Genomic DNA, 19,353 nt, shown 5'->3' on the forward strand with positions numbered 1-19,353 from the left:
TGGTCCCATGGTGCGACCGGCTCCGGGCGGTCGCAACGCGGACGCCCGCCCCCGCCCGGGATGCGGGCAGGGGCGGGCGTCCGCGCGGAAGCGGGTCGTCCGGCTCAGGCGGTGGCCGGTTCGGGCTCCGGGGCGGCGGTCGCGGCGGGCGCCGGCTCGCGGCGCGGCCTCAGCCGGGCCAGCGGCGACCGCTGCTGGAGGAGCTGGGCCGCACCCGTCACCGCGACGATGGCGAGACCGCCGACGATCAGACCGCCGCGGGCGCCGGCGAACTCCATGAGCGCACCGAGCAGCGGCGGGCCCACGAGCCCCCAGCCGGTGCTCGCGCTGCGCCACACGCCCAGCACACGGCCGCGCATATGGCTCGGCGGCTCGGTCTGGAGAACGGTGGTGCCCGCCGTGTCCGAGACGGACTCGACCACGGCCATCGGCGCGACCAGCAGCATCAGGATCAGCAGCGACGGCGAGAGCCCCGCCACGGCCTGGAGCAGCGCCCCGGCCGCCGCGAGCACGGCCACGTGCTTCACGGACGGCTTGCGCAGACAGCCCGCCAGCACCGCGCCGATCATGCCGCCGACGGCCAGCACGGTGGAGACCGAGCTGAACGAGCCGGCGCCCGCGGCGAGCGGACCCGTGACCAGGACGGCCAGCGTCAGCTGGTAGTTGCGGCCGAAGATCGCGGAGATACCGGTGATCGTGGCCAGCGCGACCAGCCGCGGGTTGCGCAGGAAGTACACCAGGCCCTCGCGGGTGCCGCCGGGCCGCCGGGCGGCCCGTCCCGCGGCGGCCGGTGCCGGGGCGGCGGGCGCGGGCCCGGCTGCCTCCTGCGGTTCGCGGTCCTCCTTCGGCGCGAGCTTCAGGAACGGGATGACGGCGGCGACGGCCAGGAACGACAGCCCGTTGACCAGGTACGCGGACGCCATGCCGAACCAGGCGACGGCGGCACCGGCGGCGGCCGTACCGATCAGCCGGCCGGCGCTGTGCACCACGGAGCCCAGCGCGATCGCCGAGGGCACGTCCTTGCGCTTGACGAGGTCGTTGCCGAGCAGCGAACAGGCCGGGTTGTCCACCGTGGCGATGGAGCCGGTGACGGCGGCGAGCACCATCAGCAGCGGCACGTTGAGCATGCCCAGGGCCACGAAGGCGGCGGTGGCGAACGCGACGACACCGAGCGCGGCCTGGCTGACGGAGGCGGTCAGCTTGCGCGGCCAGGAGTCCACGAGGCTGCCGCCGACCAGGCTCAACAGGAGCCCGGGCGCGGCCTGCACGGCCAGCGAGAGACCGGTGGTGGCGGCGGACCCGGTGATCTGGAGCACGAGCAGGTTCTGCACCGTCAGCTGCATCCAGGTGCCGACGTTGGAGACGAGGTTGGCGGCCGACCACCACCGCATGCTGCGGTAGCGGAGCGAACGCCAGGGAGAGCGTTCCTGTTTGGCTGCGGGGTCCGCGGCCGGCCGCCCGCGCCCGCGTACGGGCAGCGGCAACCGGTCGCGAAGCGGTGTGCGGGTCCGGCGCCGGGGCGTGTCGGCGCCGGACCCGGCGGGCGAGTGGTGCGGCATGGACCAATCCGGGCAGCGGCGGGTGGGGTGCGGGCACGGGGCGGAGGGGCCGGCCCCGGAGACGGTGGGCGGGGCGGCCGGGGGCCGGGCGCGGACGGCGCCCGGCCCCCGGTGCGGACCCCGGCCGGTGCACAGTGCGGCCGGCGGCGAGGTCCTTTCCTCATGCCCGCCAGCCATGTTCACAGACGGTCTCCGTCGACCCGGTGGCCGTCGGCCCCACCGGCGCCGCCCGCCGCCCTGTCCGCCCCCGCTGAGCAGGGAAGAACGGTGCGACGTGGCCTTCCTCACGGGGGTCGTCGCCGGCCGCGCTCCGTCACCGAACGTCCTCGACCGACCGCGCTGTACAGCGGTCGACGACACAGCGTGTCCAGTCGAACAACCGCCTGGCGCCCGGCACTTCGGCCCACGGGGACGGATCTCCCGGACACGCTCAGCAGCGCACGGGAGCTCCAGGTTGCGGCGGACGGGAACCCACCTACCGTGGTGAGGGCGGGAACACATATTCGCCCAGCCGGAAGCCGGATCCCGGACCGGCGGCAGCGATCACCGTCAACTGCATCCGGGCCCTGTGACAGCGGTCGGCCGGTAGTCGGCCGGTCACAGCCCGCCCCCGCGACGGGGCCTCGCCTCCGAGCCCCTTCGAGAATCTCCCGCGGAGCCGTCCCGGCTCCCCCGTGCCATCCGGCACGGTGCACGTGAGGAGCGCGCCCATGGAGGTCCCTGCCTCTTCCCCCGTGGATCCCCCCGCGGTTTCCCCCGCGGCCCGCACGTCCGAGGCCGCGCCCCGGTCCTTCCGGCACGCGCTGGTCACCGGCGGAGCGGGATTCGTCGGCTCGCACCTGTGCACCGCGCTGCTCGCGGAGGGCTGCGAGGTGACGTGCGTCGACGACTTCTGCACGGGACGCCGGCAGAACGTGGCCCACCTCGCCTCCCACCCCGGGTTCACGCTCATCGAGGCCGACATCTGCCGCCCGTTCGACATCGCCCCCGGGGCGCGACCGCCCGACCTCGTCCTCAACTTCGCCTCGCCCGCCTCCCCCGCCGACTATCTGCGCAGCCCCCTGCACACCCTGCACACGGGCAGCTCCGGCACCTGGCAGGCGCTTCAGCTGGCACACCGGTACGGCGCGCGGCTGGTGCACGCCTCGACCTCCGAGGCGTACGGGGACCCGCAGGAGCATCCGCAGAGCGAGCGCTACTGGGGCCACGTCAACCCCGTCGGGCCGCGCAGCGTGTACGACGAGGCGAAGCGGTACTCCGAGGCGCTGGCCACGGCCCGGGCCCGCGTCGACGGCACCGACGTCGGCATCGTGCGGCTGTTCAACACCTACGGCCCGCGGATGCGCGGCTACGACGGCCGGGCCGTGCCCACCTTCATCCGCCAGGCGCTGGCCGGGGAACCGCTGACCGTGACCGGCGACGGACGGCAGACCCGCTCCCTCGCCTACGTCGACGACACGGTCCGCGGCATCCTCGCCATGGCGCGTTCCGAACTCCTCGGCCCCGTCAACATCGGCAACCCCACCGAGATCACCATGCAGCAACTCGCCGAGCTGATCATCGAGTTGACCGGTTCGCGGTCCGGGCTGCGGTTCATCGAACGGCCCGGCGACGACCCCGCCGTGCGCTGCCCCGACATCACCCTTGCCCGCGGGAAGCTCCAGTGGGAGCCGCAGACCGGGCCCGAGGAGGGCCTGGCCCGCACGATCGAGTGGTTCCGCCGGCACGCCACCGGCTGAACCGCGGCCGCCCTGCGAGCCCCGCACCCCCTGCGAAAGGCGCGACACCATGCGCGTACTCGGCATCAACGCCCTCTTCCACGACCCGGCAGCGGCGCTCGTCGTGGACGGGCACACCGTCGCCGCGGCCGAGGAGGAGCGGTTCTCCCGGCGCAAGCACGGCAAACGGCCGGTGCCGTTCGCCGCCTGGGAGCTGCCGCGGCAGGCCGCGGCCTGGTGCCTCGCCGAGGCCGGGCTGCACCCGCGGGACCTGGACGCGGTCGCGTACTCCTTCGACCCGGCGCTGGCCGAGCCCGCCGTGGACATGGGGCTGGACGACCCCTGGGACCCGCTGCGGCTGACCTACGCGCGTGAGGCGCCCGCCTTCCTCGCCGACGCGCTGCCCGGACTGGACGCCGAGAAGGTGCAGTTCGTGCCGCACCACCTCGCGCACGCCGCCTCCGGTGCCTTCGCGGCGCCGCAGGCCGAACGCTGCTCGGTGCTCGTCGTCGACGGGCGGGGCGAGGCCACCTCCCATCTGGCCGCGCGCCGGTACGGCCACGCCGTCGAGCCGCTGCACGGCCAGCAACTCCCGCACTCGCTGGGCCTGGTGTACGAGGAGCTGACCGAACACCTCGGCTTTCTGCGCTCCTCGGACGAGTACAAGGTCATGGCGCTCGCCTCCTACGGCAAGCCCCGGATGCACGCCGACCTCAGCCGGTACGTCCACCCCACCGGGGACGGCGGATTCCGCGCCACCGGGGTGCCCTGGCACGAGTTCTGCCCGCCGCTGCGGCCCGGCGCCGAGTGGACCAGGGACCACGCAGACCTGGCCGCCTCCGCGCAGAAGTGCCTGGAGGACACCCTCCTCGACATGGCCCGCTGGCTGCACGGCCGCACCCACGACGAACTGCTCACGCTCGCCGGCGGAGTCGCGCTCAACTGCGTCGCCAACTCCCGTATCGCCGCCGAGAGCCCGTTCTCCCGCGTATGGGTGCAGCCCGCTGCGGGGGACGCCGGCACCGCGCTGGGCGGCGCGCTCGCGGTCGCCGCACGCGGCGGGGACACCACCGCGCCCATGCCGGGCGCCGACCTCGGCCGCGGATGGAGCGACGAGCAGCTCGCCGCGTACCTCAGCACGGCCCGCGTCCCCTACGAACGCCCCCCGGACGTGGCCGCGACGGTCGCCCGGGCCCTCGCCGACGACGCCGTGGTCGCCTGGTTCCAGGGGCGCTCCGAGTACGGGCCGCGCGCCCTCGGCCACCGCTCCTTGCTGGCGCACCCCGGGCGGGCCGCGAACCTGGAACGCCTCAACGACGTCAAGGGGCGCGAGCAGTTCCGCCCGGTGGCGCCCATGGTCCTCGCCGAGCGCGCCCGGGAGATCTTCCAAGGGCCGCTGCCCAGCCCGTACATGCTCTTCGTGCACGACGTCGACCAGGCGTGGCGCGACCGCATCCCGGCCGTCGTGCACGTCGACGGCACCGCCCGGATCCAGACCGTCGACCGCGACCACGAACCCCTCGTCGCGCGCATGCTGGAGCACTTCGAACAGCTCACCGGCGTGCCCGTCGTCGTCAACACGAGCCTGAACACCGCCGGCCGGCCCATGGTCGACGACCCGCGCGACGCGCTGGAGTGCTTCGGCTCGGCCCCCGTCGACCTGCTCGCCATCGGCCCGTACGTGGTGCGCCGCGGCGGCTTCTTCGGTGCCCCGGCGCACGGGGAAGGAGGACGCCCGTGAACAGCGCACACCCGGATCCGGCGCCGCCGGACCCCGCGTACGCCGTCGTCGTCCCCACCCTCGGCAGGCCCTCGCTCGCCGGGACGCTGCGGGCCCTCGCGGCGGCGGGCGCACCGCGGCCCCGGCGGATCGTGCTCGTCGACGACCGGCCCGCCCGGGAGTGCGACCCGCTGCCCGTCACCGTGCCCGAGGAACTGGCGCCGCTCGTCACGGTCGTGCCGGGCGCCGCCGCCGGGCCCGCGGCCGCCCGCAACGCCGGCTGGCGCGCCGCCGACGAGGAGTGGATCGCCTTCCTCGACGACGATGTGCTGCCCGGCCCCGACTGGGCGCGGCAACTCGCCGCCGACCTGGCAGCGGCCGGCCCCACGACCGCCGGCACCCAGGGCCGCATCACCGTGCCCCTGCCCGCCGACCGCGCGCCCACCGACTGGGAGCGCACCACCGCGGGGCTGGCCGGCGCCCGCTGGATCACCGCCGACATGGCGTACCGGCGTGCCGCGCTGGAAGCCGTCGGCGGCTTCGACGAACGCTTCCGGCGCGCCTTCCGCGAGGATGCCGACCTCGCCCTGCGGCTGCTCGCCGCCGGATGGCGGCTGACCACCGGCCGACGGCACACCGTGCACCCGGTGCGCCCCGCCGACCGGTGGGTCTCGGTGCGGGCCCAGGCCGGCAACGGCGACGACGTCCTCATGCACCGTCTCCACGGCCCCGATTGGTGGCGCCGGGCGGGCGCGGCGCGCGGCAGACTGCCGCGGCACCTCGCCGTCACCGCGGCGGCCTGCGCCGCGCTCGGCGGTCTCGCCGCCGGACGGCCGCGCACCGCGTCGCTGCTGGGCGGCCTGTGGCTGCTGGGCACCGGCGAGTTCCTGTACGCGCGGGTGCGGCCCGGCCCGCGCACCCGCGAGGAACTGCTCACCATGGCCGTCAGCAGCGTGCTCATCCCGCCCGCCGCCACCTACCACTGGTCCCGCGGCTGGGGACGGCACCTGCGCACACCCCGCGCGGGAGAGGCCGGAAGGACCGGAGAGGCCGGCGGGGCCGGAAGGCCCGAGGGAGCCGGGACGGCCGGGAGAGCCGGACGAACAGGAAGGGCCGGAGAGGCCGGAGAGGCCGGAGAGGCGGTGGCGGCATGACCCGCCCGGCGCGCACCGCGGCGCCCCCCGAACCCGCGCCGCGCACGGCACACACCGCCGGAACCTGGCAACAGCCCGAGCCCGGCGGCCCGTTGCTGCGCCGCGCCGCACCCGCCGCGTCCCCCGGAGCCTCCGCCGTCCCCGCCTCCCCGGCCGACGGCTCCCGCCCGGCGGCCGTGCTCTTCGACCGCGACGGCACCCTCGTCGAGGACGTCCCGCACAACACCGACACCGACCGGCTACGACCCCGCCCCCTCGCGCGCACCGCGCTGGACGCGCTGCGCGCCGCCGGTGTGCCCCTCGGCGTGGTGACCAACCAGCCGGACCTCGCCCGGGGCGCCCTCACCGTGCGCCAACTGGAGTCCCTGCACGAGCGGCTGGAACTGCTGCTCGGGCCGTTCGCCGTGACCGCCGTCTGCCCGCACACCCCCGAACAGGGCTGCGGCTGCCGCAAACCCGCGCCCGGCCTCGTGCACGCCGCCTGCCGGGCCCTGCACGTGCCGCCGCGCCGCGCCGCCGTCGTCGGGGACATCGGCGCCGACCTGGAGGCCGCCGCCGCGTGCGGCGCCCGCGGCGTCCTCGTCCCCACCGAGGCCACCCGGGCAGCGGAGATCGACGCCGCACGGCACACCGCGGACAACCTCGCGCTCGCCGTACGCCGGCTCCTCGGCCGCGACCGGCGGACGGGAGGCGGCTGATGACCGGCCCCCGCACCCTCGTGGTCCGCCTCGACAGCGCCGGCGACGTGCTGCTCGCCGGCCCCGCCGTGCGCATGGCCGCGGCCGGCTCCAGCCGTGTGACGCTGCTGGCCGGGCCGCTGGGGCAGACCGCGGCCGAACTGCTGCCCGGCGTCGACGAGGTACTCGTCCACGACGCGCCCTGGGTGGGCCGCGCCGCGCCGCCCGTCGACCGGGCCCGCACCGACGCGCTCGTCGACGCCCTCGCCGCGCGCCGGTTCGACCGCGCCCTGATCCTCACCTCCTACCACCAGAGCCCGCTGCCGGCCGCCCTGCTCCTCAAGCTCGCCTCCGTGCCCTGGACCGCCGCCGACAGCGAGGACTACCCGGGCTCCCTCCTGGAGCTGCGGCACCGCAGGGCACCCGGCCGGCACGAGGCACGGGCCGCCATGGACCTGGCCGCCGCGGCCGGCTTCGCCCTGCCCGACGGCGACGACGGCCGGCTCGCCATCCAACCCCCGCCCGACACCCGGCCGTTGACCGGGCCCGCGCCCTACCTCGTGGTGCACCCCGGCGCCTCGGCGCCCGCCCGGGCCTGGAGCGAGCAGCGTGCGGCCCGGGCCGTCGCCGCGCTCGCCCGCGCCGGGCACCGGGTCGTCGTCACCGGCGGCCCCGCCGAGAAGGAGCTGACCGCCGCCGTCGCCGGCGAGCACGCCCTCGACCTCGGCGGGCGCACCGCGCTGCACGAACTCGCCGGGGTGCTGGCCGGTGCCCGGGCCGTCATCGTCGGCAACACCGGGCCCTCCCATCTGGCCGCCGCCGTCGGCACCCCCGTCGTCTGTCTCTTCTCGCCGGTCGTCCCCGCCGTCCGCTGGGCCCCCTACGGCGTCCCGCACGTGCTGCTCGGCGACCAGGAGGCGCCGTGCGCACGCAGCCGCGCCGTGCACTGCCCGGTGCGCGGCCACCCCTGCCTGGACGCCCTCGGCGACGCGGAGGTACTCGTCGCCGTCGACCGGCTGCTGTCCACCGCCCGCAGCACCTCGGAGGCCCGCGCATGAAGATCCTCATCTGGCACGTGCACGGCTCCTGGACCACCGCGTTCGTCCAGGGACCGCACACCTGCCTCGTCCCGGTGCTGCCCGACCGCGGCCCCGACGGACGCGGCCGGGCCGAGACCTTCCCCTGGCCGGACTCCGTGCACGAGGTGACGCCGGAACAGCTCGCGGACGAGGACGTCGACCTGGTCGTCCTGCAACGCCCGCACGAGGAGGAGCTGGCCCGGCGCTGGCTCGGCGGTCGCCGCCCCGGCCGCGACGTGCCCGCCGTCTACCTGGAGCACAACGCGCCCGACGGGAACGTGCCCGACACCCGCCACCCGGCAGCCGACCGCGACGACCTCGTCCTGGTGCACGTCACCCACTTCAACCGGCTGTTCTGGGACGCCGGGAGCACCCGCACCACCGTCATCGAGCACGGCATCGTCGACCCCGGCCACCGCTGGACCGGTGAGCTGCCGCACGCCGCCGTCGTCGTCAACGAGCCCGTACGGCGCGGCCGGTTCGTCGGCACCGATCTGCTGCCGGACCTCGCCGCGGCCGCGCCGCTCGACGTCTTCGGCATGCGCACCGAGGGGCTCGCCGGCCATCTGGGGCTGCCGCCCGGACGCTGCCGCTCCCACGAACTGCCCCAGGAGGAGCTGCACTCCGCGATGGCCCGGCGCCGCTGCTATCTGCACCCGGTGCGCTGGACCTCGCTCGGCCTGTCGCTCCTGGAGGCCATGCATCTGGGCATGCCCGTCGTCGCGCTCGCCACCACCGAGGTCACCGAGGCGGTACCGCCCGGCGCCGGCACCGTCTCCACCCGCCCCGAGGTCCTGGCCGAAGCCGTCCGCGCCTATGTCCACGAGCCCGCGGCCGCCGCCGAGGACGGCGAACGCGCCCGCCGGGCCGCCCTGAACCGGTACGGGCTCAAACCCTTCCTGCACAGCTGGGAGCAGCTCTTCGAGGAGGTGACCCACGCATGAGGACCGGGTCCAAGGAACGCCTGCGCATCGCGCTCGTCTCCGAGCACGCCAGCCCCCTGGCGGCGCTCGGCGGCGCGGACGCCGGCGGTCAGAACGTCCATGTGGCACGCCTCGCCTCGCTGCTGGCCGACCGGGGACACCGCGTCACGGTCCACACCCGGCGCGACGCCCCCGACCTGCCGCAGTGCGTCCCGCTCGGGCACGGCGTCGACGTCCACCACGTGCCCGCCGGGCCGCCCAGGCCCCTGCCGAAGGACGAACTGCTGCCGTACATGGGCATGTTCGGGGCGATGCTGTCCGCGCAGTGGGCGGCGGAGCCGCCGGACGTGGTGCACTCGCACTTCTGGATGTCCGGGCTGGCCACCCTCCAGGCCGCCCAGGACCGCGCCGTGCCCTTCCTGCACACCTACCACGCCCTCGGCACCGTCAAGAGGCGTCACCAGGGGGCCGCCGACACCAGCCCCGGCGAACGCATCCCCTGCGAGCGGGCCGTCGGCACCTCCTGCCACCGGGTCGTCGCCACCTGCCGCGACGAGGTCGAGGAGCTGACGGCCATGGGCGTCGACCCCGGCCGCGTCGCCGTCGTCCCCTGCGGCGTCGACCCGGACGTGTTCGCCCCTGTCGGCCCGCGCTGGAAGCGCCCCTCCCGGCGGCCCCTGCTCGCCCAGATCGGCCGCCTCGTCCCCCGCAAGGGAGCCGCCGTCGCGCTGGCCGCGCTCAGCCGGATCCCGCACGCCGAGCTGGTGATCGCCGGCGGGCCCACCGGCCAGGCGCTCTCGCACGACCCGGAGGCGCGCCGGCTGCGCGAGCTGGCCGGGGAGCTCGGCGTCGCCGACCGGGTGCATCTCACCGGCGGGCTCGACCGGGAGCAGGTGCCCGAACTGATGCGCGCCGCCGACGTCGTGCTGTGCCCGGCCGACTACGAGCCCTTCGGCATCGTCCCGTTGGAGGCCATGAGCTGCGGCACGCCCGTGGTGGCCAGCGCGGTCGGCGGCCAGCGCGACACCGTCGCACACCGCGGCACCGGGCTGCTCGTCCCGCCCCGCGACCCGGCGGCCCTCGCCGAGGCCGTCTCCGGGCTGCTGGCCGCGCCCGAACGCCGGCGGGCCTACGGCGCGGCCGGGCGGCGCCGGGTGCTCTCCCGCTACCGCTGGGCACACGTCGCCGACCGGACCGAGGCCGTCTACCGCCAGGTGCTCGCCGAGTCCGTCCCCGGCACGGCACCGACCCCCGCCACCCTCGCCGCCCCATGAGGAGGCCCGCCCCGCACCGAACCGTCCCACCGGGCAGCGGCCCCGCGAGGCGCCCGTCCCGCAGGCGGCAGCCCGCAAGGCAGCAGCCCCGTCCGGGAGAGGCCGCACTCCGCGTCCCCGCGGACGGCCGCACGCACCGTGAACGGCGGCCGGTCGGCCGGCCGCACCGAGGAACCACCGTCCCCTGAAGGGCAGTACGCCCCGTGAAGGAGGGAGGCCCCCGGGCCCGCACCGGGAGGCCGTCACCATGCTTCCTGTCGACCCCGCACACGAACACTGCCGCGCCCTGGAGGCGGCCCTCGCCGCCTTCCGGGAACAGCACGCCGCACGGGTGACCTCCTGGGGAGAGCAGCTGGCCGCCGCGCTGGCCGGGGACGCCCGGCTGCTGGCGGCGGGCAACGGCGGCAGCGCCGCACAGGCCCAGCACCTGACGGCCGAACTCGTCGGCCGCTACCGCTCCGAGCGCCGCCCCTACTCCGCCATCGCCCTGCACGCCGACACCTCCGCCGTGACCGCCATCGGCAACGACTACGGCTTCGGCAGCCTCTACGCCCGCCAGGTCACCGCGCACGGACGGCCCGGCGACGTGCTGCTCCTGCTGTCCACCTCGGGCCGCAGCGAGAACCTCACCTGCGCGGCGGCCGCGGGCCGCGAGGCCGGGCTGCGGGTGTGGGCGCTGACCGGCCCGGCTCCCAACCCGCTGGCCCGGCGGGCCGACGAGGCCCTGTGCGTGGAGGCGGACACCACCGCCACCGTCCAGGAGGCCCATCTGGTCGCCGTACATCTGCTGTGCGAGGCGTTCGACGTGGCACAGGACGCGCAGCACGCCCTGCCACGGGACGTCCGGGAACTGGTCCGCGACGCCGAACAGGCCGCGGACGCGGGCGCGGACACGGGCGCGCCCGCGGACACGGGCCCGGCCCCGGCCCGCACCGGACGGTCGCCGGGACCCGGTGGAGAGCCGCTGGCTGTGGGGGAGTCCGTGTCCGCCGGGGAGTCCCCGGGCGCATCGGGGCGCCGGTCGCGCGCGCCGGGCCGCGCCGGCGAAGCCGTACGCGCCGCCGACCCGGGCGGGCCCGCCCGCTGACGAAGGCCGGGCCGATCCGCCCGCAGCCGCTCCCGAACCGAAGGAGGCCCGATGCCTCGCAGCGCCCCCGCCCCCCTCGTCGTCGTCGGCGACACGCTCCTGGACACCGACGTCGAGGGCCGGGCGAGCCGGCTCGCGCCCGACGCCCCCGCGCCCGTCCTCGACGTGACGGACGAACACCACCGGCCGGGCGGGGCCGGACTGGCCGCCGTCCTGGCCGCCCGCGCCCGGCCGGACGGCGCCACGCACCGGGAGATCGTGCTCGTCACGGCGCTCGGCGAGGACCCGGCCGACGCCCGCGTCCGGGAACTCCTCGCCCCCCACCTGACCCTGGTGGAGCTGCCGTTGCACGGCACCGTCCCCGTCAAGACCCGGATGTGCGCCGAAGGACGGCCGCTGCTGCGCGTCGACCGGGGCGGCGGTGTCGTGGGCGAACCGACCGAAGCGGTCCACGAGGCGCTGGCGGGAGCGCACGCCGTCCTCGTCGCCGACTACGGCCGCGGCGTCGCCGAACGGCTGCGCGGCCACCTCGCCGACCTGGCCGGGCACACCCCGCTGGTCTGGGACCCGCATCCGCACGGCGCGCCCCCGGTGCCGGGTGCCCGGCTGGTCACCCCGAGCGCCGCCGAGGCCGCCGCGCTGAGCCCGCCGGACCCCGCCGACCCGTCCGCCCACCGGGACGGCGAGACCGGCAGCCTGCACGGGCACGGCCGCCGGGGCGCCGCCCTCGCCACGGCATGGCGCAGCGCGGCCGTGGCCGTGACGCTCGGCAGGCGCGGCGCGGTCCTGGCCCGCCCCGGCGACGCGGCACCGCTCTACTTCCCCGCCGAACAGGAGGCCGAGGGCGACCCCTGCGGCGCCGGCGACTGCTTCGCCTCCGCCGCCGCCCTCGCCCTGGCGGACGGCGCCCTCCCCGAGGAGGCCACCCACGAGGCCGTGCGCCGCGCCGGTGTGTTCGTCGCCACGGGCGGCGTACGCAACCCCGATCTGTGGCAGGGCACACCGGGCACGCCCGGTCGGCCGCCGCAGCCGGACCGGGGGCTGCGGGACGCCCGGGCGCTGGCCGCCGCCGTCCGCGGCCGGGGCGGCACGGTCGTCGCCACCGGCGGCTGCTTCGACCTGCTGCACGCCGGGCACGTCGGCATGCTCCAGAACGCCCGCAGAACCGGCGACTGCCTCATCGTCTGCCTCAACTCCGATGTGTCCGTACGCCGGTTGAAGGGCGACGGCCGTCCCATCACCCCGCAGGCCGACCGCATCTCGGTGCTCGCCGGGCTGGACTGCGTCGACGCCGTGGCCGTCTTCGACGAGAACACCCCCGAGCGGCTGCTGCGCGAACTGCGGCCCGACGTCTGGGTCAAGGGCGGCGACTACGGCACCTCCCGGCTGCCGGAGGCCGCGGCCCTGGAGGAGTGGGGCGGCCGCACCCTCCTGCTGCCCTACCTCGACGGCCGCTCCACGACGGCACTGGCCCGCCGCGCCGCCGTCACCCGCCGCAGCGACCCGCACGGCGCGGAGCAGTCCCCGTGACCCCCCGCAACCACCGCCTGCCCCACCCTGCCCGGGCCGCCGCGGAAGAGCCGTCGGCGGGGGAGCCGCCGTCGGCGGGGGATGTGCCGTCGGTGTACGGGGTGTCCCGGGCGGGGGACGTGCCGTCTGGGGAGGAAGGGCCGTCGGCGTGCGAGGCGCTTTCCGGGAGGGGGCAACAAGGGGCGGGGAGGGGGTTCTTGGCGGGGGAAGCGCCCTCGGCGCAGGAGCCGCACCCGGCGGGGGATGCGTCGTCGGCGGAGGTGGGGCCTTCGGGGAGGAGCGTGCCGTCGGGGCAGACGGCGGCTGCGGGGCGGCAGGGGCCCCCGGCGCACGAGGCGTCCCGGGGGCGGGCGGTGGCCGCGAGGAACGAGAAGGCGGAAGCGCGGGCGCAGGCGGAGGCGCCGCGGGTGCTGGTGCTGCGGGCGCTCGGGCTGGGCGATCTGCTCACCGCCGTCCCCGCGCTGCGCGCCCTGCGCCGTGCGCACCCCGGGCACGAACTCGTCCTCGCCGCCCCGGCCTGGCTCGCCGACGCCGTGCGCGCGACGGGCTGCGCGGACCGCCATCTGCACCTCGGCGGCCCGGGCCGCGACGTGCCCGCGCACATCCCGTGGCCGTGGCCCGCGCCCCGGCTGGCCGTCGACCTGCACGGCGACGGTCCGCTCAGCCGCGCCCCGCTCGCTGCCCTCGCGCCGGCCCGGCTGATCGCCTGTGCGCCCGGCCCCGACGCACCGCCCGGCACCGGCGCACCGGACCCGGAACACGCCCGCACCCACGAACGGGTGCGCTGGTGCCGCCTGTTGGCCCGGCACGGCATCCCCGCGGACCCCGGCGACCTGCGTATCCGAGCGCCCGTACGCCCCTCGCCCGCGCCCGGAGCCGTCGTCGTGCACCCCGGCGCCGACGCCGCCGCCCGCCGCTGGCCCGCCGACCGGTTCGCCGAGGTCGCCCGCGCGCTCACGGCCCGGCACGAGCGCGTCGTGCTCACCCACGGGCCGGGCGAGCGGGCGCTCGCCGCCCGCGTCGCCGCACGGGCGGGGCTGCCCGACGACGCGCTCCCCGCCGACCCCGCGGGGCTGCCGTTCGACGACCTGGCGGCGCTCGTGGCCGGGGCCCGCGCCGTGCTCGTGGGCGACACCGGGATCGCCCACCTCGCCTCGGCCCTCGGAACGCCGTCCGTCGTCCTGTTCGGGCCGGTCGCGCCCGCCCTGTGGGGGCCGCCGCCGCACGCCCGGCACCGCGCGCTGTGGCGGCCCGGGCCCGGCGACGGCCTCCGCCCCGGCGACCCGCACGGAACCCGGCCCGACGCGCGTCTGCTCCGCCTCACCGTCGCCGACGTGCTGGACGCCTGCGCCGCGCTGCCGCCGCCCACGCACCGGCCCGGGCCGGGCGGCGCCGCCCCCGCCCCGGCACCCGTGCCGACGCCCGTCCCCGAGCCACCCGGGCCCGGCTGACCCGGTCCCGCCCCGCCGGACGCGGCGAGGCCCTCCGCGCGCCCCATCCGGCCGGCCCCGAGCCGAGACGACGGGAGAGTCGATGCCCCCACGCTCCGGCCCCGAGCGCGCCCCCGCCCGACGGGCGCTGCTGACCGGCTGGTTCAGCTTCCGGGACGGCGAGGCGACCGCGGGCGACGTGCTGGCGCTGCGCCGCGTTGAGGATCTGCTGCGGGAGCTGGGGCTGCCGTACGACATCGCCTGGAGCCCCGGATTCCGGCCCGCCGGGCCCTCGTTGGAGACGGTACGGCCCGAGCGGTACGACCTCCTGCTGTTCATCTGCGGACCGCTGCACGGTCCGCAGCCGGCCGCGCTGCACGACCGGTTCGCGGGCTGCCGCCGTATCGCCGTCGGCGTGTCCGTCGTCGACCCGGAGGACCCGGCCGTACGCGGATTCGACCGGGTCGTTCCGCGCGACGGGTCCGGCTCCCCGCCCCGGGCCGACCTGTCGCTGGCCGCACGGCAGCGCGAACTGCCGCCCGTCGTGGCCACGATCCTCACCGCCGGCCAGCACGAGTACACGGGCCGCCGCCGGCACGAGGAGACCATCCGCCGGGTGACGGACTGGCTCGCGTCCCGCGACTGCGCCCGGCTCCCGCTGGAGACCCGGCTCGACACCCGCGACTGGCGGCTGTGCGCCACCCCGGAACAGCTGGACGCCGTGCTCGCCCGCGTCGATCTGGTGGTGACCAACCGGCTGCACGGGCTGGTGCTCGCGCTGCGCTGCGGCGTCCCGGTGCTCGCGGTCGACCCGGTGGCCGGCGGAGCGAAGGTCGGCGCCCAGGCCCGGGCGCTGGACTGGCCCGCCGTCATCCCCGCCGAACGGCTGGACGAGGACACGCTGCGAAGCTGGTGGGACTGGGCACTGGGGGAGGGCCGCAGCCGGGCAGCGGCCTTCCGGACCCGAACCCGAACCGGAACCGGAACCCGGACCGCAGCTCGGACCCCGCCCGGAGCCCCGGCACGGCCCCCGCAGCAGGACGACGGACTGGCCGAGGAACTGCGGACGGTCCTGCACACCGTCCTGCACGAGGCCCCGGACGGGAGCGACGGCGGCCCCGGCCGAGCGGTGTCCTGAACCTGCGGGCGTGCGGGGGCGTGCGGGCGTGCGGGCGTGCGGTGCCGGAGGAGACCGGTGGGGCGTGCGGGGTTTCAGGGCGCCGCAGCGAGGGACTGCGGGAGGGAGAACCAGCAGTCTCGCCCGGATGGAGTGACCATGCCCGCCGGATCGAACGCCAAGCGTGAGCGTCAGTACGAGCACATCAAGAAGGGCCAGGAGGACCGCGGCGCGCCCGAGGGCCGGGCCAAGGAGATCGCGGCGCGCACCGTCAACAAGGAGCGGGCGCAGTCCGGCGAGTCCCGCCGCGCCAGCCGCACCTCCGTCAAGGACAAGCCGGCGCCGAAGCGCGGTGGCCAGCGCTCGGGCAGGCGTGCGGGGCCGGGCGGCCCGACCCGCGACCAGCTGTACAACGAGGCGCGGCAGAAGGGCGTCGACGGCCGCTCGAAGATGACCAAGGACCAGCTGGCCCGCGCCGTGGGCAGGTAGCGGCCGGCCGGTCCGGACTCCGGACCGGACAGGGAACCGGGGCGGCCGGCCCGGACGGCGGGCCGGAGGCGCCCGGCACCGCCGTTCTCCCGGTAGCGCGCCGCGGACCTCTTCGCTTTCGTGGAGAGGAGCCGCTCACCCCAGCTCCGGGCCCGAGGAGACCTCATGATCATGCATCCCGACACCCTGCGCGGGCTCGTCGCCCAGTACGAGACGCTCCGGCACTACGCCGGGGACGGCGACGAGCAGCGCCGCCGGGACCTCGCCGACGTGACCTACACGCTGTGCGTGTCCACCGGCACCCGGGATGTGAACGACGCCCTGGCCGCCGCGCGCGCCCACATCCGCGCACACCGCGCGCCCGCCTGAGCCGCCGACCGCTGCTCCGTCCTCGACCACGGCCGCGCCCCGGCCACGGCGGGCCCGCGGCCACGGCGCGGTCCGGGCCGGTCAGTCCCAGACCATGGTGAGCTGCCGCTCGAAGACGCGGTACCCGGCCCGGGCGAAGGCGGCGGCCATCGGTGTGTTGCCGACGTCCGTCGACGCGCGGACGCGCGGCACGCCCTCGGCGGCGAGCACCCGCGTGCCCTCGGCCAACAGGGCGTCGACGAGGCCCCGGCCCCGGTGGGCGGGCAGCACGCCGATGTAGGCGATGATCGCGTTGTAGGCGTTCCGCGCGGGGAGCACGAACCCGGCCGGCTCGCCGTCGGGCAGCGTCGCGATCCGCCACCAGCCGCGCGGGCTCGTGTACCGCGCGAGTTCGTCCCGGTAGTGCCGCGCGGCGACCTCGTGCGCCGGCATCCGGGACAGGCCGGCCCGGTCGTGCGCGTCCAGCGTGCCCTCCAGCACCCGGGTCATCAGCGGCACCAGCTCCGCGCCACCGTCGCGCACCGGCCGGAACACCAGCCGGCCCTCGGGCGCGGGCACCGGAGCCGGTGGCCGCCACTCCAGCCGCAGCCGCTCGACGAGCGGGCGCGCACCGGTCCGCTCCAGCGCCGCCGTGCGGTCCTCGACGCCGCGCCGCACATCCGGCCGCTCGCGCCAGTCGCGCGGCAGGAAGCAGCTGAACTCCGGCCGCCCGCCGTCGGGGAAGAGCGCCGACGAGGCGGCGGTCAGCAGCCGGTGGCCGGTCTCCACCCGCGCGGGACGGGCCGCGGCACCGGGCCCCTCGTCGAGGTCGAACACGTCCAGCACCCGCGGCAGTTCGTCCCCCGGCAGGCCCCACCACGCAGCCCGTGCCACCGGGCGCGCACCGCGCAGGGCGAGCCACATCCACGCCAGCCGCCGTCTCCCGGCGGCGAGATCGTCCGCCAACTCGTGATCGAGCGGGCCCGGCAGTCGCCGGAAGAGGGGCAGTTCCTCTGGGCCGCGGAGCGGACGCACACACAGGCGGTCCGGGCCCGCGTCCGCCCCGCGGCCGTCGCGGTCGTAGTGGTCTCCGTCGTCGTGGTCGTCGTCGTGGCCGTCGTGGTCGTGGTCGGACAGGGACATCGCAGGCTCCTTCCGCGGCGCCCGGTTCCGTGTCGCGGACGCGTCCGCACCGGGGCCGGGACGCGGGGATCGTGCCGGGCAAGGGCGACGTCCGTCCTTTCCGGGCCGCCCCGTCGGCGGGCGGACGCGCGCGGCGGCCGAGTACAGCCGGTACGGCACGGAGCGGCAACTCCTTTTCCCCGGCGGGCGCTTCGGGCCCGCGCCGCGCCGTACCCATGGCCCCCGGGACGGTGCCACTACGGGACGGCTCAGGGACATCCCCGCCCCGTTTTTCCTCCGCCGCGACGACGGCCCGGCCCCGCCCGCGGCGGGACGCTGGAACGGTCGTCCGGCGGGCAGCGACGGCGGCAGGGCCCGCGCCCCGGGCGCCCGCACCGTGAAGGAGACCCATGACGGCTCACAGACCGCGCCCCGCTCCCGTACCCGAGGAGGTGCTCGGCCGGCCCCGCAACCGTGCCGCACTCCACCGCACCGCGCTGCTCACCGGCGGCTATCTGCTGCTCAGCGCCCTCACCCTGGCCGCGGTCGTCGTGCTGCGCGACGACTCCGCCCTCGTCGACGACGCCGTGTGGGTCCGCTCGTGTGCCGTGCTGCTCAGCGCCCTCGTGACGTTCGTCTGCGCCCGCCGTGCCGCCCGTGGCTCCCGCCCGGCCTTCCGCCGGCTGCGGATCCTCTCCACGGCGATGACCGTCGCCATCGTGGTGATCCTCGCCGTGCCCGGCTCGTTCCCGCTGTGGATGAAGCTCGACCAGGCCGCCTGCGGGCTCCTGCTGGCCGGCGTGGTCCTCGCCGTCAACGGCAGACATCTGCGCACGGTCTTCGCCACGGACAGGCCGTAGCCGGCCGCACCTTCCGGCGGCCGGCCCGGGCCCGTCCGTGGCCCGTCACACGGTCAGCAGCACGTTGACGGCCACGCCGACGGCCAGCACCGTCAGGACCACCCACAGCCACGCCGGGCGCTCCGGCGCGGGCTCCCCCTTCGACTCCGGCACGACCGACCTCCTTCCTCGCCCTTTCCCGGGCTTCTCGTCGAGGCGTTCGGGACGTGACCATCGTCGCCACCGGGACGGCGCCTGCCATCGGCACGGGCTGCCGGACCCCCGGTGCAGTTCTCTGCACCATCGACGGCAGCGCAGTTCTCTGCACCGTCAACCGCAGTGCAGTTCTCCGCACCGTCATCGGCCGCCGGAGAGCCGGGAGTTCAGGACCGCAGATAGGTCAGCACCGCGAGCACCCGCCGGTGGCCGCTGTCCGGTGCGGGGATGCCGAGCTTGCTGAAGATGTTGCCGATGTGCTTGTTGACCGAGCTCTCCACGAGGAACAGCAGCCGGGCGATGGTCGCGTTGTTGTGCCCCTCCGCCATGAGGGAGAGCACCTCGCGTTCGCGCGGCGTCAGCGCGGCCAGCGGATCGTCGTCCGGCTTGCGCACCATCAGCTGGGAGATCACCTCGGGGTCCATGGCCGTCCCGCCGGCGGCGACCCGCTCCAGGGCGTCGAGGAACTCATCGGTGCGCGCGACACGGTCCTTGAGCAGATAGCCGACGCCGAAGGCGCTGTGCGCGAGGAGTTCGGCGGCGTACGCGCGTTCCACGTACTGCGAGAGCACCAGCACCGGCAGCCGCGGCACCTGCCGGCGGGCCTCGACCACGGCGCGCAGCCCCTCGTCCCGGTAGCCGGGCGGCAGCCGCACATCGACGACGGCCACGTCGGGACGGTGGTCGAGGAGCGCGGGTAGCAGGCCGTCGCCGTCCTCGACGGTGGCGCACACCTCGTGGCCCTCGCCGGCCAGCAGCAGCGCCAGCCCGTCGCGCAGGAGCGCGTTGTCCTCCGCGAGCAGGACCCGCATGACACCCCCTCCGTCCGCCCGCGCCGGGGCGGTCCGTCCGGACCGGTCCGGCACCCCGCCGGGCAGGGGCGTTCCGTGCGCCGGAAGCCCGATGCGCGGTCACGGTAGCACCGGTCACCGCGGCCGGACGCGGCAGCGGACTGCACCCCGCGGTCTCCAGCGGACACCGTGTCCCTGGCCCGCGCACCCGCCCTACCGTCCCGGCACAGCGCACGAGGCGCACACCGGTGCGCCGCCGAACGGGAAGGCGGGGGCGCGA

General features: G+C 76.9%; 17 protein-coding genes. 14 read left to right on the forward strand and 3 right to left on the reverse strand.

What is annotated here, in order from left to right:
* Positions 1 to 104: 104 nt before the first annotated feature.
* On the reverse strand, positions 105 to 1,559 hold the full coding sequence (locus SCA03_RS11800; protein WP_350986435.1) for an MFS transporter: 1,455 nt from the start codon (positions 1,557 to 1,559) through the stop codon (positions 105 to 107).
* A 710-nt stretch (positions 1,560 to 2,269) separates the two neighbouring features.
* Here SCA03_RS11800 and SCA03_RS11805 point away from each other — a divergent pair.
* From SCA03_RS11805 to SCA03_RS11865, 13 genes are all read left to right on the forward strand, one after another.
* Complete coding sequence (locus SCA03_RS11805; RefSeq protein WP_086817836.1) at positions 2,270 to 3,298, forward strand: NAD-dependent epimerase/dehydratase family protein; 1,029 nt, start codon at positions 2,270 to 2,272, stop codon at positions 3,296 to 3,298.
* A 49-nt stretch (positions 3,299 to 3,347) separates the two neighbouring features.
* Positions 3,348 to 5,018, forward strand: coding sequence for a carbamoyltransferase family protein (locus SCA03_RS11810; RefSeq protein WP_030884674.1), 1,671 nt, complete (start codon positions 3,348 to 3,350; stop codon positions 5,016 to 5,018).
* On the forward strand, positions 5,015 to 6,151 hold the full coding sequence (locus SCA03_RS11815) for a glycosyltransferase family 2 protein (protein ID WP_086817837.1): 1,137 nt from the start codon (positions 5,015 to 5,017) through the stop codon (positions 6,149 to 6,151). Before SCA03_RS11810 ends, SCA03_RS11815 begins: the two co-directional genes overlap by 4 nt.
* The gene (locus tag SCA03_RS11820; protein ID WP_086817838.1) at positions 6,148 to 6,849 is read left to right on the forward strand and encodes a D-glycero-alpha-D-manno-heptose-1,7-bisphosphate 7-phosphatase; all 702 of its coding nucleotides are present in this window, start codon (positions 6,148 to 6,150) and stop codon (positions 6,847 to 6,849) included. Before SCA03_RS11815 ends, SCA03_RS11820 begins: the two co-directional genes overlap by 4 nt.
* On the forward strand, positions 6,849 to 7,886 hold the full coding sequence (locus SCA03_RS11825) for a glycosyltransferase family 9 protein (RefSeq protein ID WP_086817839.1): 1,038 nt from the start codon (positions 6,849 to 6,851) through the stop codon (positions 7,884 to 7,886). The genes SCA03_RS11820 and SCA03_RS11825 overlap by 1 nt, the downstream gene beginning before the upstream one ends.
* Positions 7,883 to 8,851, forward strand: a complete 969-nt coding sequence (locus SCA03_RS11830) for a glycosyltransferase (protein WP_086817840.1) — start codon at positions 7,883 to 7,885, stop codon at positions 8,849 to 8,851. Before SCA03_RS11825 ends, SCA03_RS11830 begins: the two co-directional genes overlap by 4 nt.
* The gene (locus SCA03_RS11835) at positions 8,848 to 10,104 is read left to right on the forward strand and encodes a glycosyltransferase (RefSeq protein ID WP_086817841.1); all 1,257 of its coding nucleotides are present in this window, start codon (positions 8,848 to 8,850) and stop codon (positions 10,102 to 10,104) included. The genes SCA03_RS11830 and SCA03_RS11835 overlap by 4 nt, the downstream gene beginning before the upstream one ends.
* 247 nt (positions 10,105 to 10,351) lie before the next feature.
* Positions 10,352 to 11,191 carry a D-sedoheptulose-7-phosphate isomerase gene (locus SCA03_RS11840; RefSeq protein ID WP_230988600.1) on the forward strand — a complete coding sequence of 280 codons (840 nt, stop codon included), beginning with the start codon at positions 10,352 to 10,354 and terminating at the stop codon, positions 11,189 to 11,191.
* A 51-nt stretch (positions 11,192 to 11,242) separates the two neighbouring features.
* The gene (rfaE2, locus tag SCA03_RS11845; RefSeq protein WP_141275360.1) at positions 11,243 to 12,721 is read left to right on the forward strand and encodes a D-glycero-beta-D-manno-heptose 1-phosphate adenylyltransferase; all 1,479 of its coding nucleotides are present in this window, start codon (positions 11,243 to 11,245) and stop codon (positions 12,719 to 12,721) included.
* Positions 12,722 to 13,074: 353 nt separating this feature from the next.
* Positions 13,075 to 14,172: a glycosyltransferase family 9 protein gene (locus tag SCA03_RS11850; protein ID WP_230988601.1), complete on the forward strand. Its 1,098-nt coding sequence runs from the start codon at positions 13,075 to 13,077 to the stop codon at positions 14,170 to 14,172.
* A gap of 82 nt (positions 14,173 to 14,254) precedes the next feature.
* Complete coding sequence (locus tag SCA03_RS11855; RefSeq protein ID WP_086817849.1) at positions 14,255 to 15,289, forward strand: polysaccharide pyruvyl transferase family protein; 1,035 nt, start codon at positions 14,255 to 14,257, stop codon at positions 15,287 to 15,289.
* Between the two features lie 138 nt (positions 15,290 to 15,427).
* Positions 15,428 to 15,757, forward strand: a complete 330-nt coding sequence (locus SCA03_RS11860; RefSeq protein WP_030884706.1) for a hypothetical protein — start codon at positions 15,428 to 15,430, stop codon at positions 15,755 to 15,757.
* A gap of 165 nt (positions 15,758 to 15,922) precedes the next feature.
* Positions 15,923 to 16,126, forward strand: coding sequence for a DUF5133 domain-containing protein (locus tag SCA03_RS11865; RefSeq protein WP_078874806.1), 204 nt, complete (start codon positions 15,923 to 15,925; stop codon positions 16,124 to 16,126).
* Positions 16,127 to 16,207: 81 nt separating this feature from the next.
* Here SCA03_RS11865 and SCA03_RS11870 read toward each other — a convergent pair whose 3' ends face one another.
* A complete protein-coding gene (locus SCA03_RS11870; protein WP_086817848.1) occupies positions 16,208 to 17,248 on the reverse strand; it encodes a GNAT family N-acetyltransferase in 1,041 nt (346 codons plus the stop codon).
* 389 nt (positions 17,249 to 17,637) lie between these two features.
* On the opposite strand from SCA03_RS11870, the gene SCA03_RS11875 reads away from it, so the two are divergent.
* The gene (locus tag SCA03_RS11875; protein ID WP_030884715.1) at positions 17,638 to 18,087 is read left to right on the forward strand and encodes a hypothetical protein; all 450 of its coding nucleotides are present in this window, start codon (positions 17,638 to 17,640) and stop codon (positions 18,085 to 18,087) included.
* A gap of 362 nt (positions 18,088 to 18,449) precedes the next feature.
* On the opposite strand, the gene SCA03_RS11880 is transcribed toward SCA03_RS11875, so the two are convergent.
* On the reverse strand, positions 18,450 to 19,094 hold the full coding sequence (locus tag SCA03_RS11880) for a LuxR C-terminal-related transcriptional regulator (RefSeq protein WP_086817847.1): 645 nt from the start codon (positions 19,092 to 19,094) through the stop codon (positions 18,450 to 18,452).
* Between the last annotated feature and the right edge of the window lie 259 nt (positions 19,095 to 19,353).

It is taken from the genome of Streptomyces cacaoi, assembly GCF_006539165.1.
Lineage (GTDB): Bacteria > Actinomycetota > Actinomycetes > Streptomycetales > Streptomycetaceae > Streptomyces > Streptomyces cacaoi.